The organism is Cyanobacteria bacterium QS_8_64_29 (genome assembly GCA_003022125.1).
In the GTDB taxonomy this organism is placed as follows: Bacteria; Cyanobacteriota; Cyanobacteriia; order Cyanobacteriales; family Rubidibacteraceae; genus QS-8-64-29.
Window position 1 is genome coordinate 1 of the sequence record PXQH01000005.1, and the last position, 13,876, is coordinate 13,876.

At 64.1% G+C, this 13,876-nt stretch carries 12 protein-coding genes and 1 pseudogene (1 of these 13 cut by a window edge); 4 read left to right on the forward strand and 9 right to left on the reverse strand.

Going from position 1 to position 13,876, the window contains the following annotated elements:
• Positions 1-139: 139 nt before the first annotated feature.
• The 9 genes from BRC58_01520 to grxC all read right to left on the reverse strand — a co-directional run bounded on the left by BRC58_01520 (position 140) and on the right by grxC (position 6,307).
• Positions 140-346 carry a hypothetical protein gene (locus BRC58_01520; protein ID PSP19151.1) on the reverse strand — a complete coding sequence of 69 codons (207 nt, stop codon included), beginning with the start codon at positions 344-346 and terminating at the stop codon, positions 140-142.
• Positions 325-810 (reverse strand): hypothetical protein, encoded by a 486-nt coding sequence (locus BRC58_01525; GenBank protein ID PSP19152.1) that lies wholly within the window; start codon positions 808-810, stop codon positions 325-327. Before BRC58_01525 ends, BRC58_01520 begins: the two co-directional genes overlap by 22 nt.
• Positions 811-887: 77 nt before the next feature.
• A complete protein-coding gene (locus BRC58_01530; protein ID PSP19153.1) occupies positions 888-1,382 on the reverse strand; it encodes a 2-C-methyl-D-erythritol 2,4-cyclodiphosphate synthase in 495 nt (164 codons plus the stop codon).
• Between the two features lie 13 nt (positions 1,383-1,395).
• Positions 1,396-3,186, reverse strand: coding sequence for a translational GTPase TypA (typA, locus tag BRC58_01535; protein ID PSP19154.1), 1,791 nt, complete (start codon positions 3,184-3,186; stop codon positions 1,396-1,398).
• Positions 3,187-3,263: 77 nt separating this feature from the next.
• Entirely contained in the window at positions 3,264-3,500 is a 237-nt protein-coding gene (locus BRC58_01540; GenBank protein ID PSP19155.1) for a hypothetical protein, read from the reverse strand.
• 9 nt (positions 3,501-3,509) lie between these two features.
• On the reverse strand, positions 3,510-4,706 hold the full coding sequence (locus tag BRC58_01545) for a 1-deoxy-D-xylulose-5-phosphate reductoisomerase (protein PSP19156.1): 1,197 nt from the start codon (positions 4,704-4,706) through the stop codon (positions 3,510-3,512).
• A gap of 56 nt (positions 4,707-4,762) precedes the next feature.
• A complete protein-coding gene (locus BRC58_01550) occupies positions 4,763-5,476 on the reverse strand; it encodes a 1-acyl-sn-glycerol-3-phosphate acyltransferase (GenBank protein PSP19157.1) in 714 nt (237 codons plus the stop codon).
• Positions 5,477-5,492: 16 nt separating this feature from the next.
• Entirely contained in the window at positions 5,493-5,984 is a 492-nt protein-coding gene (locus BRC58_01555; GenBank protein ID PSP19158.1) for a tRNA-specific adenosine deaminase, read from the reverse strand.
• The gene (gene grxC / locus BRC58_01560) at positions 5,981-6,307 is read right to left on the reverse strand and encodes a glutaredoxin 3 (protein ID PSP19159.1); all 327 of its coding nucleotides are present in this window, start codon (positions 6,305-6,307) and stop codon (positions 5,981-5,983) included. The genes BRC58_01555 and grxC overlap by 4 nt, the downstream gene beginning before the upstream one ends.
• A 163-nt stretch (positions 6,308-6,470) precedes the next feature.
• Between grxC and glpX the strand changes: the two genes are divergently transcribed.
• The 4 genes and pseudogenes from glpX to BRC58_01580 form a co-directional block, all read left to right on the forward strand.
• On the forward strand, positions 6,471-7,493 hold the full coding sequence (gene glpX / locus BRC58_01565; protein PSP19160.1) for a fructose-bisphosphatase class II: 1,023 nt from the start codon (positions 6,471-6,473) through the stop codon (positions 7,491-7,493).
• 223 nt (positions 7,494-7,716) lie between these two features.
• Positions 7,717-8,994 carry a glutamyl-tRNA reductase gene (locus BRC58_01570; protein PSP19161.1) on the forward strand — a complete coding sequence of 426 codons (1,278 nt, stop codon included), beginning with the start codon at positions 7,717-7,719 and terminating at the stop codon, positions 8,992-8,994.
• A gap of 72 nt (positions 8,995-9,066) precedes the next feature.
• Positions 9,067-12,120, forward strand: a complete 3,054-nt coding sequence (locus tag BRC58_01575; protein ID PSP19162.1) for a hypothetical protein — start codon at positions 9,067-9,069, stop codon at positions 12,118-12,120.
• Positions 12,121-12,310: 190 nt separating this feature from the next.
• Positions 12,311-13,876: pseudogene (locus BRC58_01580) on the forward strand (Na-K-Cl cotransporter); it runs 430 nt beyond the window's last position.

Consider the following 13,876-nt stretch of genomic DNA (forward strand, 5'->3'; position numbering starts at 1 on the left):
GCGCGCATGCGCGCTGGTTCCGCTGACCGGTCGGCGGCAGCATCGGCGTGGGGGAGCGGATTCATACCAATTTGAGCAGTGGATGCACGCTTTCCAAAGAATATGACTCCCATATTGAGGGAGTTTTGGAGGTTAAAATCTAGTGCACAAGCCACGAGAATTGGTATAAATCCGAGAGCGTTCCGACGCAAAGGAGTTCGCCTTGGGCCAAAATGGCGACGTGATCGCAGAGCTGCTCCACCTCGCTCAGGGCGTTGGCATTGAGGCAAATCGTTTTGCCTTGCTGCTGCAGCGCCTGCACGATCTCGCGGATCTGGGCGCGGCCTAGCGGGTCGAGGCCCGACATGGGTTCATCCAGCAGCACCAGCGCCGGATCGCTGACCAGGGCGTGCGCCATGCCCGCACGCTGCAGCATGCCCTTGGAGTACTGGCGCAACGGTTGGCGGCGCGCCGTCGCGCGCGCCAGCCCCACTTGCTCGAGCAGCGCGGCAACGTGCGATGCCTGATACCAATTTGAGCAGCAGATGCACGCCCACCAAAGAACATGACTCTTATATTGAGGGAGTTTCGGGGATCGCGATCTAGTGCATAAACTACGAGGATTGGTATCAGGCCCAGCAGGATCTTGAGCAAGGTGGTTTTGCCGGAGCCGTTGGGCCCCAACAACCCGAAGGTTTCGCCGGCGTGCACGGACAGGGTGCAGTTGCGCAGCGGGCGTTGCTTGCGCTGCAGCCAGAACCCGCTGCGGTACACCTTGCACAGCCCGCTGACCTGGATGGGAGGCGCTGTCTCGCTCGCTCGATCGGCCACGCTGGCTTTGCCTGCCTTCTGGCGGCGAGCGTTCCCACAGGGGCCCGCTCGACGATCACCGGCAGGTAGATGGCCCGCTAGGGCCGATCCCCCTCGGCGGCCACAAGCAGCGCTACCGCATGGGCGCAGATGCCCTCGCCGCGGCCTAAGTGCCCGAGTTTGTCGTTGGTAGTGGCTTTGACGCTGACGTGATCGCGCCCGATGCCGAGCTGCTGGCTCAGGCGATCACGCATGGTGGGTAGATGCGGTCCCAGTTTGGGCCGCTCGGCCACGAGGGTGGCATCGAGATTGCCGATGCGCCAGCCGCGCGCGCGCACCTCGCGATCGATGCGGGCGAGTAGGGTCAGACTGTTAGCGTCCTGCCAGTTGGGGTCGCTAGAGGGAAAGTAGTCCCCAATGTCGCCTAGGGCCAGCGCCCCCAACAGGGCATCCATGAGGGCATGGATGAGGGCGTCCCCATCGCTGTGACCCAGCAACCCCAAATCGGTAGCAATCTCGACGCCACCCAGAATCAGCGGCCGCCCGGCGACCAGGCGGTGGCTGTCGTAGCCGTTGCCAATGCGAACGCTCATGCCCGCCGGCCGGCTAGCGCTTGGCGACCTTGGCAGTCGCCTTGCGCAGGCGGATGGATTGGGGCGTGACCTCCACCCGTTCGTCCGGGTTGATGTACTCTAGCGCCCGCTCTAGGGTCATCTCCTGGGGCGGTTGCAGCTGCTCCAGGACCTCCCCTGCCGAGGCGCGATGGTTGGTGAGCTGCTTGGCCTTGCAGATGTTGAGTTCAACATCCTTGGGATGGTTGGTCTCGCCCACGATCATGCCCTTGTAGACGCGCGTGCCTGGCCCAATGAAAAAGGTGCCGCGCTCTTCGGCTTTTTTGAGGGCGTAGAAGGTTGAGGTGCCTTCTTCCTGGGCCACCAGCACGCCGTTGTGCCGGGTCTCAAACTCGCCGGCCAGCGGGCGGTAGTCCAAAAAGCTGTGGCTCATAATGCCCTCGCCGCGGGTCAGGCGCAGGAACTCGCCGCGAAAGCCTACCAAGCCGCGGGCTGGGAGCACGAACTCGAGTTGGGTGCGCCCGTTCTCGCCGGCCTGCATGTCTTGCATCTGGCCCTGGCGCTCGCCCACGCGCTCGATGCAGCTGCCCACTGTGTCTTCGGGGACATCCAGAACCAAGTACTCGTAGGGTTCGCACGGCTGGCCGTTGACCTCGCGATAGATCACCTTGGGCTGCGAGACCTGGAACTCGTAGCCTTCGCGGCGCATGTTTTCGATCAAAATGCCCAGGTGGAGCTCGCCGCGACCGGCCACATCGAACCGATCGGTCGAATCGGTTTCGCTGACGCGCAGCGCCACGTTGGTCTCCATCTCTTTATACAGGCGATCGCGTAGCTGCCGCGAGGTAACGTAGGTCCCTTCCTGTCCGGCAAAAGGCGAGTCGTTGATGGCAAAGGTCATTTGCAGGGTGGGCTCATCCACGCTAATGAGCGGCAGCGCCTGCGGCTCGTCAGGGGCCGCGATCGTCTCGCCAATGTTGATATCGCCTAGGCCAGCTACGGCAACGATACTGCCCGCCTCGGCGGCTTCCAGCTCGACTTTGTTGAGCCCTTCAAAGCCCATGAGCTTGGTGATTTTGTGGCGCTCGAGCTCACCGTTGGTTTTGATGACGGCCGCTTGCTGGCCGGCCTGGATGCGGCCGTTGTGAACCTTGCCGATGGCAATACGGCCCAGGTAGTCGGAGTACTCCAGCGTGGTGACTTGCAGCTGCAGCGGTGCCTGGGGATCGCCTGCCGGGGGCGGCAGCTGGTGGACCAGAGTCTCAAACAGCGGCTGCATGCTGTCGCCGCTGGCATTGGGGTCCGATTTGGCAACCCCTTCAACGGCTGAGGCGAACAAGTAGGGAAACTCGCACTGGTCCTCATCGGCCCCCAAATCGATGAACAAATCCAGCACCCGGTCGATGGCGCCGTCGGGATCGGCTTGGGGCCGGTCGATTTTGTTGACGACCACGATGGGGCGCAGCCCTTTCTCCAGCGCTTTTTTGAGCACAAAGCGCGTTTGGGGCATGGGGCCTTCGGTGGCATCGACTAGCAGCAAGCAGCCATCCACCATGCCCAGCACGCGCTCGACTTCACCGCCAAAGTCGGCGTGGCCCGGCGTATCGACGATATTGATGAGAATGTCTTGATAGCGAATGGCCGTGTTTTTGGACAGGATGGTAATGCCGCGCTCCCGCTCCAGGGCATTGGAGTCCATGACGCAGTCGGGAACGTCTTCGCCGCTGCGGAAAATGCCCGACTGTTGCAGCATCGCGTCGATCAGGGTGGTTTTGCCGTGATCGACGTGGGCAATGATGGCCAGATTGCGGATGGAGGCTGTCATAGCTCGTGGGTGCCCTAGGACGGACCGGCTCTATAAATGGCTTAATAATTCTAGCTTGCAAGGGGCAGCAGCGCGGGCTACTGCCACCAGCCAGGGCCGAGCTCGCTCAGCCCGTCGCGCGCGAGCTGCAGCAGCTCCCGGATCTGCAGCCAAATTGCCTCCGGTCCGATCAAGAACCCCAGCTGCAGTACCAAAACGATGGCGGCAATTTTGAGCGCGGTAGCGGCACTGGTTTTGACGGCGCGCATCAGGAGCGTTGCGACCAGCGCCACGATCGCGATGGCGGCAATTAGGGTGATGAGATTGCCGGGCACGGCCCTTGTTTAGCGAAGCGATAGGGTGCGATCACCGCGCGCCCACTGCCCGCCGATCTGTTGGGCCAGCTCGCGCGCCTCGTGATCGGCGGTGAGAATGGCATCGAGCGATGGCGCGCTGGTGTTGTGCCTGCAGTAGCGATTGCAGACCGCCTCTAGCAGGCGCGGCAGATCCAAAAAACCGATCTGGCGCTGCAGGAATAGCTCGACAGCCCGCTCGTTAGCCGCATTGAGAACGGCCGGCATCAGTCCGCCTTCCCGGCCGGCCGCGTAGGCCAGCTCCAGGCAGGGGTATTTTGCCTGATCGGGGGAGCGGAAGGTCAGCGTCTCCAGCTTGATGAGATCCAGCGGTTCCCAATTGGTGGGAAAGCGCTGCGGCCACGACAGCGCGTACAGCAGCGGCAGCCGCATGTCCGGCCAGCCCAGCTGGGCCAGCACGGAGGTATCTTGCAGCTCGATGAGCGAGTGGATGATGCTCTCCGGATGGACGATGGCATCGATGCGATCGTAGGGCACCCCAAACAAGTAGTGGGCTTCAATGACCTCCAGGCCCTTGTTCATGAGCGTCGCCGAGTCGACGGTGATTTTGTCGCCCATCGTCCAGTTGGGATGCTGCAGCGCATCTTTAGGCGTAACGTTCCCTAGTTGCTCGGCCGGCCAGTCGCGGAATGCGCCGCCTGAGGCCGTGAGCTGGATGCGCCTGAGGCTGCCATTGGGGGTGCCCTGCAGGCACTGAAAGATGGCCGAGTGTTCCGAGTCTGCCGGGAGCAGGCGCGAGCCGGACTGCTGCGCGCGCGGCAGCACGACTGGGCCGCCGGCGATCAGGGTTTCTTTGTTGGTAAAAGTGATGTCTTTGCCCGCCTCGATGGCAGCCAAGGTCGGCAGCAACCCGGCACAGCCCACAATGCCGGTCACTACGCTCTGGGCATCCCCGTAGCGGGCTACCTCGGCTGCTGCGTCCTTGCCGGCCAGGAGCTTGGGGGGGTGCTCCAGATCCGCGATCGCCGCTTCCAGTTCGGGGCGCTTGCTTTCCTCGGCCGTCGCGGCAATTTCGGGCTGGAACTGCCGGATTTGCTGGGCCAGGCGCTCGACATTGCGACCGGCAGCCAGGCCCACCACGCGAAAGCGCTCCGGGTACTGAGCGACAATATCCAGGGTTTGGGTACCGATGGAGCCCGTCGAGCCAACGATGGAGATCGGTTTCACGGTCTCTGCTCCCGCTCGCTTACGTTTTCTGAATTGTCGCACGGGGGGATCGGCCGCTAATCGGAACTCGACGCTGCTGGCGACGGGGAAGTGGCTGGAACTTGCGCCGCTGCGAGCGCCTCTAGGGCCGCTGACAGATCCTGGGTGAGCTGCCGGGCGCCTTGCTTGAGCGATCCCCGGTGGTAATGACTGGCCTCCAGCGGCTTGCCGATGCGAACGGTCGCGTTGCAGCCCCAGCGCGGGTACGCGCGCGCATAGCGGATGCCCATGGGCAGCACCCAAACGCTGCCCTGGGTGAGGCGAGCTTGGACGTGCAGCGCTACCCGTCCCAGGCCCGACATCAGCGGCGCAACCGCGCCACTGCGCTCGATACCGCCTTCGGGGAAAATGACCAGCGCGCAGCCCTGGCACAGCAGCTCGATGCTGTAGCGCAGGCTGCCCGAGTCCGGATGTTGCTGATTGACGGGGAAACCGCCCAAGCGCCGGATCGCCCATCCTTGGATGCCCTGCATTTCATCGGCGGTAACCATAAAGCGCAAGTCCCGCCCTGCGGCCAGGCGGCCGGCTGCATAGGGCACCATTAACGCATCCCAACGCGAGCGGTGCGTGGGCGCCAAAATAAGGGGGCCCGAGCGCGGGATATGGGAGCGGCCCTGGACTGCGATCCGGCCGAAATAAAGCGGCAGAACGACGTACTGCCCCAGCGGATAGAGCGCGCAAGCGAGCCGCGGATCGATGTAGGAGCGAGCGGTGGCGGGTTGCTGGGGCATGGGAACTCAAAACAGATCAAACCGACCCGCGGCCCTTTTGGGCAAACCAAGCTTGCAAGCGATCGCGACTGGCAGTTTCGCAGATGCCGCTGACAACGGCAAGGTTGTGCTGGGAAGCGGCACTGTCGGGCAGGTTGATGGCCGTTCGGATTGCCCCCGTGCTGGGATCGTCAGCACCGTAGACCAATCGTGCCAGGCGCGCTTGGATGATGGCGCCAGCGCACATGGGACAGGGCTCGAGCGTGACGTAGAGCGAACATCCCACCAGGCGCCAGCTGGACTGGTGCTGGCTGGCAGCGCGGATGGCAAGGACCTCGGCGTGGGCCGTGGGGTCGTGATCGCGTTCTTTGCGGTTGCCTGCCCGGGCTAGAGGGGTCCCGCTGGCATCAACCACAATCGCCCCTACTGGGACTTCTCCCGCTTCGCCAGCGGCGCGGGCGCACTCTAGGGCCTGCGCCATCCACTGGCAGTGGCGGGCGTAAGCCTCGCGATCGGGCAGTTGGCTCATACAGGCGGCGCCGAGGGCGGCTGAGCCAGCAACCCATCGAGCTGCCCGCGTCCGTTGAGCGTATAGAGCTCGTCACAACCGCCAATGGCTTGCCCGTTGACAAAGATTTGTGGCAGGGTGCGGCGTCCGCCGGCGCGCTCGGCCATGCGGGTTCGGGCCCGCTCGTCGCCGTCAATTTTGTACTCGGTGGCGCGAACGCCCTTCCAGCCCAGCAGCAGCTTGGCCCGCCAGCAAAACGGGCACATTTGCCAGGTGTAGATTTCCACCTCGGCCGGGGGTGGCTCGGCACGCCGAGCGAACAGCGCGCGCAGCAACGGGATCATGGCAAGCCCTGTGCGTCTCGGTTTTCTTCCAGACTAAACGCCGATTCGGCGCTCGTTCCAATGGCTGCTGGCGGGGGCTTGGCGCCTCCCACAGAGCCGGTAGGGCTCTTTGATAGACTCGTGGCGTTACATCTGGTGGCAGCAAGCCGTTGGAGGGATTTCTGTGGAACAGACGCTGGGTCTAGACGTTATTGAAGCCGTGGAGCGAGCCGCGATCGCTTCGGCGAAGTGGACGGGCAAAGGCGAGAAAAACCAAGCCGACCAAGCGGCAGTTGAAGCCATGCGCGCGCGCCTGAACGAAGCTTCCATGCATGGTCGGATCGTCATTGGCGAGGGCGAGCGCGATGATGCCCCCATGCTCTACATCGGCGAAGAAGTGGGCAAAGGGACCCAAGCCGGTGGCGGCACGCCCGGGCTGCCCGAGATCGACATCGCTGTGGATCCCTGCGAGGGCACCAGCCTGGTTGCCCAAGGCCAAAACGGCTCCATGGCGGTTTTGGCGATCGCAGAGCGCGGCAACTTGGTGCAAGCCCCCGATATCTACATGGACAAGCTAGCGGCACCGCCTGCCGCGCGCGGCAAGCTCGATATCCGCAACTCCATCCAGGACAATCTTAAGACCCTGGCCGGCTGCCTGGATCTGGCCGTTGAGGACATCGTCGTTGCGGTGATGAACCGCTCCCGCCACGACAACCTGATTGCCGAAATTCGCCAAGCCGGCGCCCGGGTCCGGCTCATTGACGAAGGCGACATCTCGGCCGCGTTGGCTTGCGCCTTTGCCGGCAGCAGCGTTCACGCCCTAATGGGCATTGGCGCCGCCCCAGAAGGTGTGATCACGGCCGCTGCCATGCGCTGCCTGGGCGGCCACTTCCAAGGGCAGCTCGTCTACGACCCGGCTGTGGTCAAAACCGGGCTCATTGGCAACAGCAAAGAAGAGAACCGCCAGCGCCTGCAACAGATGGGGGTGCAGGATCCGGACCAGCCCTATAAGGCAGAGGAGCTTGCCCGCGGCGACAACGTCCTCTTTGCGGCCTGCGGCATCACCCCTGGCGAGCTGATGGACGGCGTGCGCTTTTTCCCCGGCGGCATGCGCACCGAGAACTTGGTCATCTCGACGCAATCGCAGACTGCCCGCTTTACCGACACCCGCCACCTAACGGGCAGCTACAAGTGGCTGGACCGCTAGCGCTCGTCTGAGCTGGCTGCGCGATTGTCCCCGAGCGGGCGCTTGGGCGCTCGCTCGGGGACATCTGCTAGATAAATTTTGTTTTCGTGCGGGTTGTACGCGCGGCAGCTGGCGTCTAAATTGCAGTTACTGAGGCGGATGCACGCGTTTTGGATGAAAAACACCTTTGACGGTAGGCGCACTCGCCAGGCAGTGCGCAAGCGGTAAGCGTTGGGGAGAACACATGTATATTGCAGTCGTCGGACTCAGCCACAAAACCGCGCCGGTCGAAGTCCGCGAGACGCTGAGCGTATCGGATAGCGAACTGGAAGCTCCCCTGGCGCAGTTGTGCAGCTACCCCCATGTGGAGGAAGCTGCCATCCTCAGTACCTGCAACCGCATGGAGATCTACTTTGTCGCCTCCGATACCGAACAGGGCGTGCGCGAGGTAACCCAGTTTCTTGGCGAGCGCAGTGGCTGGGACCAAACCCAGCTGCGCCGGCACCTGTTCGTGCTGCTGCACCAAGATGCCACCCGGCACTTAATGCGGGTGGCTGCCGGCCTCGACAGCCTGGTTTTGGGCGAAGGTCAAATCCTGTCCCAGGTTAAGCACACCCACAAGCTCAATCAGAAAAGCAACGGGATCGGCCGCATTCTGGATCGCCTGTTCAAGCACGCCACGACCGCCGGCAAGCGCGTTCGCAGCGAGACCGACATTGGCAGCGGCGCCATGTCAATCAGCTCGGCGGCAGTCGAGCTGGCGCAGCGCAAAGCTACCAACCTCGCCGATTGCCGCATTACGGCCGTTGGGGCCGGCACAATGTCGCGTTTGGTGGTCAAGCACCTGCTGGCCAAAGGGGCTCAAAACATTGCCATTGTCAATCGCTCGCAGCAGCGCGCCCAAAAGCTGGCAAACGAGTTTCCCCAAGCCGAGCTGTCGGTCTACCCGCTCTCGCAGCTGGTGGATGCGGTTGCCAGCTCGGATCTGGTCTTTACCAGTACTGCCGCGAACGATCCCATCCTCGATCGCGCCAAGCTCGAGTCGCAGTTGGCCCCCGAGGACGCGCTGATGCTGTTTGACATTGCCGTGCCGCGCAACGTGGCGGCTGATGCGGACAAGCTCGACCAGATCCAGGCCTACAACGTCGACGATCTCAAGGAGGTGGTCTCGCAGAACAGTGCCAGCCGACGCCAGATGGCCCAGGAGGCCGAGACCCTGCTGGATGAAGAGGTCCTGTCTTTTGACATCTGGTGGCGCTCGCTCGAGACCGTCCCCACCATCAGCAGCCTGCGCGACAAAGTAGAAGGCATCCGCGAGCAGGAGCTCGAGAAGGCCCTCTCGCGCCTAGGGACCGAGTTCGCCGACAAGCACCAAGAGGTGATCGAGGCGCTAACGCGCGGCATTGTCAATAAGATCTTGCACGATCCCATGGTGGAGCTGCGCGGCCAGCAGGATGGCGATCGCCGGCGCCGGACCATGGAATCGCTGGAGCTGCTGTTCAACCTCGATATCGGGCGTTAGCTAGACTAAAAGCACGCTAATGGCCCGACTGGGGCGGCCGCTGGGCAACCAGCGGCCTGTTTCGATGCCGACATGCCGCGACTGCACCGCAACCGCTGGGGATGGATTGCTGCCGTGCTGCTGCTCGGCGGCTTGGCATTCGAGCTTGCCGCTAGCCTGAATGCCGAGTTTCGGTGGTTCGCGGCGCTGGGATACACCAGCGCCTTCAGCCAGCGCTTGGCCGTCCAATCGCTGTTGTGGGCGATCGCGACAGGTGGCTCGGCCGCGTTTTTGCTGGGCAACTTGCAGCTGGCCGAGCGCTTGCGCTACCGCAAACCGCCGGAACGGCAGTCGGATGGCTCGCTGCACCATTCGCTAGCCGCTTCGCGCTCGCTACCGTTTCGGGCCCTACTGGCACTGGCAGTGGGCGGCAGTGCGGCCGTTAGCTTACTGTTGCTGTATTGCGGCCAGGTTGCGCTCAACCAATGGTCGCCCGATTGGGTACTGGCCCTGGGCGGCCGCAACCCGCCGCCTAGCCTGCAGCCACCGCTGCCCGCGCCCCTAGGCCCGGATGCATTGGGCGCTTGGGGCCAGCCCCCCCTCGAATCCAATGCCCTAGGACGAGCCGGTGCCGGCGTGACTATTGCGGTGCTGGTGCTGTGGCGGCCGCTGGGCGCGCTGCGCGGCGCTGCCGCCGCCCTGTCGCTGCTTTTGGGCTTTATCCTATCGAGCCACTGGTCGCGAGTGCTGCTGGCCCTGCAACCGACGGCTTTCGAGCGCAGCGATCCGGTTTTTGGCCGCGATCTCAGCTTCTACATCTTTCGCCTGCCGCTAGCCGAGTTGCTCGATTTTGGGCTCAGCAGCGTGCTGGGCTTGGGCCTGTTGGCCGTCAGCTTGCTGTATTTGCTCTCGGGCGGCAGCCTGACGCGCGGCCAATTTCCGGGATTCTCAGCGCCGCAATTGCGCCACCTCTCGCTTTTGGGTGGGGTAGCCGTGCTGGCGCTGGCTTTGCGGCACGGGCTAGCGCGCTATGGCCTGCTCTACTCCGAGCGCGGCGTTGCCTATGGGGCCAGCTACACCGACCTGCACGTGCAACTGCCGCTCGAGACCGGACTGAGCTTGGGGGCGGCGGCGCTCGGCGCCTGGTTGTTGCTGCGGGGCACGGTGCGGACGCAGCCCAGCCGCCGCATTCGCCGATTGGCCTGGATGGGCGTTGGTGCCTATTTGCTGGCTGCGATCACCGGCCACGCGCTCGGGCCGCTGGTTCAGCGAGCGGTGGTCCAGCCCAGCGAGTTCGAGCTCGAGCGGCCCTACCTAGCGCGCAACATCGATGCAACGCGCTCGGCCTTCGATCTGGACGACATCAATGCTCGCCCGTTTGACCCGCGCGGCGAGCTCAACGCCCAAGCCATTCGCGCCAACGAGCAAACCGTTCGCAACATTCGCCTTTGGGATGTTGGTCCCATCCTGCAAACCAACCGCCAGCTGCAGGAGTTCCGCCCTTACTATCGCTTTCTCGATGCCGATATCGATCGCTACACACTGCGCGTGCCCCAGCAGCAGACCTCGGTCTTTGGCAAGCCGCAAGCCAACCCGGCACCGGCCTCGCGCCAGACCCAACAGCAGCAAACCATCATTTCGGCGCGCGAGCTGGACTTTGACGCCGTGCCGCCCAGCGCGCGCACTTGGGTCAACCGGCACCTGGTCTACACCCACGGCTACGGCTTTACCCTCTCGCCCGTCAACGAAGCGCGCGAGGGCGGCCTCCCCCAATACTACGTCCGGGACATCGGTTCGGGGCCCACCGCCGAGCGACCCGGGCAGCTGCGCGCCTCCAGCGAAGCCATTCGCGACAGCATTCCCACCAGCAACCCGCGCATCTATTACGGGGAGCTCAGCGATCGCTACATCCTGACCCCTACCCAACTGCCGGAGCTGGATTTCCCGCGCGGTGAGGCCAACGCCCGCAACACCTACAGCGGCAGCGGCGGCATCGGCCTTGAGGCCCCTTTGCAGCAGCTGCTTTTGGTCGATTACCTCAAAGATTGGCGCTTGCTATTTTCGGGGAACCTGACCGCCGAGACCCGGGTGCTGTTCCGGCGCGACATTGAGCGGCGGGTGCGCGCCATTGCCCCATTCCTGCGCTACGACGGAGATCCTTACCTGGTAACAGCACGGACGGATAAAGGTGAGGGCGACAGCCACCTCTACTGGCTGATCGATGCTTACACCACCAGCGAGCGCTACCCCTACGCCGAGCCCGGCGAGCGCGAGTTCAACTACATCCGCAACTCCGTCAAGGTGGCGATTGATGCCTATAACGGCGACGTTCGCTTTTACGTGGCCGATCCCCAGGACCCCATCATTCGGACCTGGCGCCGGGTTTTCCCCGATCTGTTCCGTCCGCTGGAGGCCATGCCCGCTGCGCTGCAGCGCCACATCCGCTACCCGCTGGATTTGTTTCGGGCGCAATCCCAGCAGCTGCTGTCCTACCACATGACCGAGCCGCGCGTGTTCTACAACCGCGAGGACCAGTGGCAGATCCCGCAGGAAACGGTTGGCGGCGAGTCGCGGCCGGTGGCCCCCTACTATCTGACCATGAAGCTGCCCCAAGCGCGCTCGGAGGAGTTCGTGCTGCTCCATCCCTACACGCCCGCCGATCGCGACAATCTCATCGGCTGGTTGGCCGCCCGCTCGGACGGCCGCCACTACGGCGAGCAGCTACTCTACGAGTTCCCCAAGCAGGAGCTGGTCTACGGACCCGAGCAAATCGAGGCCCTCATCAACCAGGATCCGGTCATCTCCCAGCAAATTTCGCTCTGGAACCGCCAGGGCTCGCGCGCGCTCATGGGCAACTTGCTCGTCGTCCCCATCGAGCGCTCGCTGCTGTACGTCGAGCCGGTGTACCTACGGGCTACCCAAAACGGCTTGCCCACCCTGGCGCGGGTCATTTTGGTCTATCGCAACCGCATCGCCATGGCCGAAACCCTGCCCGAGGCTCTCACAGCGCTGTTTGAACCCGAGCAGGCAAAGCAGCAGAGCGATACGCCGCCTATCATCCGGTCGCTGGAGCAGCTGCAACCGCTGCTAGAGCAGGAGACCGAGCCGGCCCCCAACCAGGAACCGCCCAACCCAGCTGAGCCCTAGCGCGCTCGCTGCCGGCGTAACTGCGTTAGGGTCGGGTGCGCGTTATCCACAAGCGAGCTCGAGTGCCGTGGCCTTGCCCTCCCGCCGCTCGGCAAGCGATCGCCCGCAAGCTATCCCGGCCAGCGGTGCTGGCTTAGGGACCTTTGGGGGAGTCTATACGCCCTCGGTCCTGACCATCCTGGGCGTTTTGATGTACCTGCGCTTGGGCTGGGTAGTGGGCAATGTGGGGTTGCTGGGCAGCTTGGCGGTGGTGACCCTGGCAACCGCCATCACGTTTCTGACGGCGCTGTCCGTCTGCGTGATCGCCACCGATCGCGTCGTCCGCGGCGGCGGTGCCTACTACATGATCAGCCGCTCGCTGGGCATCGAGACTGGGGGAGCTGTGGGCATCCCGCTGTATTTTGCCCAGGCCCTGTCAGTGGCCCTCTACCTGGTGGGCTTTGCCGAGAGCATCACCATCACCTGGGAAGCGCTCGAGCCGCGCTATGTCGGGCTGGCAGCCACCGGCCTGGTTGCCAGTTTGGCCCTGACCTCAGCCAATGCCGCCACCCGGGCGCAGTACGCGGTCATGGCGGCGATCGTGCTGTAGCTGCTGTCGTTGGCCTTGGGCGGCCCGCTCGAGCCCACTCAAATCGAGCTTTGGGGCTCGAGCTCAGAGCAAGCGGCGCCCTTTGGGAAGGTCTTTGCCGTGTTTTTCCCGGCCGTAACGGGCATCATGGCCAGCATCAACATGTCGGGCGAGCTGCGCCAACCCAGCCGCGCCATTCCGTTGGGAACGCTGGCGGCGGTGGGCACCGGCTACGCCATCTACATGCTGCTGCCGGTGTTGCTGGCGCGGCGCGCCGATGCCAGTACCCTCATCAGCGAGCCGCTGATCATGCGGGAGATCGCGCTGTGGGGACCGGCCATTTTGCTGGGGGTGTGGGGCGCCACCCTCAGCAGTGCCATCGGCAGCCTCCTGGGCGCGCCGCGAGTGCTGCAAGCCCTGGCGCGGGATGGGGTTCTGCCGCGCTGGATGCAGGCTTTGGGCAAAGGCAGCGGCCCCCGAGACGAACCGCGCCGCAGTACGGCTGTCACGTTGGTGTTGGTTGCGGCGGCCGTCAGCCTGGGCAATTTGAATCTGATCGCGCCCGTGCTGACGATGTTTTTTTTGACCACGTACTTGGTGCTGAACGTCGCAGCGGGCTTGGAGGGATTCCTGCAGAGCCCCTCATTTCGGCCCACCTTCCGCGTGCACTGGTCGCTGTCGGCGCTGGGCGCGATCAGTTGCCTGGCGGCCATGCTCTCGATTGACGCCGCGGCAACCGCGACTGCCGCCGCCTTTGTGGCCGGCATCTACATCTGGCTGCAGCGGCGCGAGCTGCAAGTGGCCTGGGGCGATGTCCGCCGCGGGGTGTGGATGGCGCTGCTGCGCATGGGCATCTATCGCATCGAGCGCATTGACGATGCCAAAAACTGGCGCCCCAACATCCTGGTGCTCTCGGGAGCGCCCACCAAGCGCTGGTCGCTAATCGAGCTGGCGGATGCGCTCACGCACAACCGCGGCCTGATCACCATCTCGAGCGTGCTGCCCAGCGGCTCGCGGGATACCGAACAGCAGGCAGCGTTAGAGCAAACGATCCGCGATTATCTGGAGCGGCGCGGCGTTCGCGCCCTGGTGCGCTTGGTCAGCGCCCCCGATCCGTTCGCCGGCGCCCAACGCTTGGTCGAGACCTACGGCATGGGCCCGCTGGTGCCCAACACCATCCTGTTGGGC

Coding starts and splice junctions, on each gene's coding strand:
- BRC58_01520 (PSP19151.1), bottom strand. CDS start 346: ATGTCGGGCCTCGACCCGCTAGGCCGCGCCCAGATCCGCGAGATCGTG.
- BRC58_01530 (PSP19153.1), bottom strand. CDS start 1,382: ATGAGCGTTCGCATTGGCAACGGCTACGACAGCCACCGCCTGGTCGCC.
- typA (PSP19154.1), bottom strand. CDS start 3,186: ATGACAGCCTCCATCCGCAATCTGGCCATCATTGCCCACGTCGATCAC.
- BRC58_01550 (PSP19157.1), bottom strand. CDS start 5,476: ATGCCCCAGCAACCCGCCACCGCTCGCTCCTACATCGATCCGCGGCTC.
- BRC58_01555 (PSP19158.1), bottom strand. CDS start 5,984: ATGAGCCAACTGCCCGATCGCGAGGCTTACGCCCGCCACTGCCAGTGG.
- grxC (PSP19159.1), bottom strand. CDS start 6,307: ATGATCCCGTTGCTGCGCGCGCTGTTCGCTCGGCGTGCCGAGCCACCC.
- BRC58_01570 (PSP19161.1), top strand. CDS start 7,717: ATGTATATTGCAGTCGTCGGACTCAGCCACAAAACCGCGCCGGTCGAA.
- BRC58_01575 (PSP19162.1), top strand. CDS start 9,067: ATGCCGCGACTGCACCGCAACCGCTGGGGATGGATTGCTGCCGTGCTG.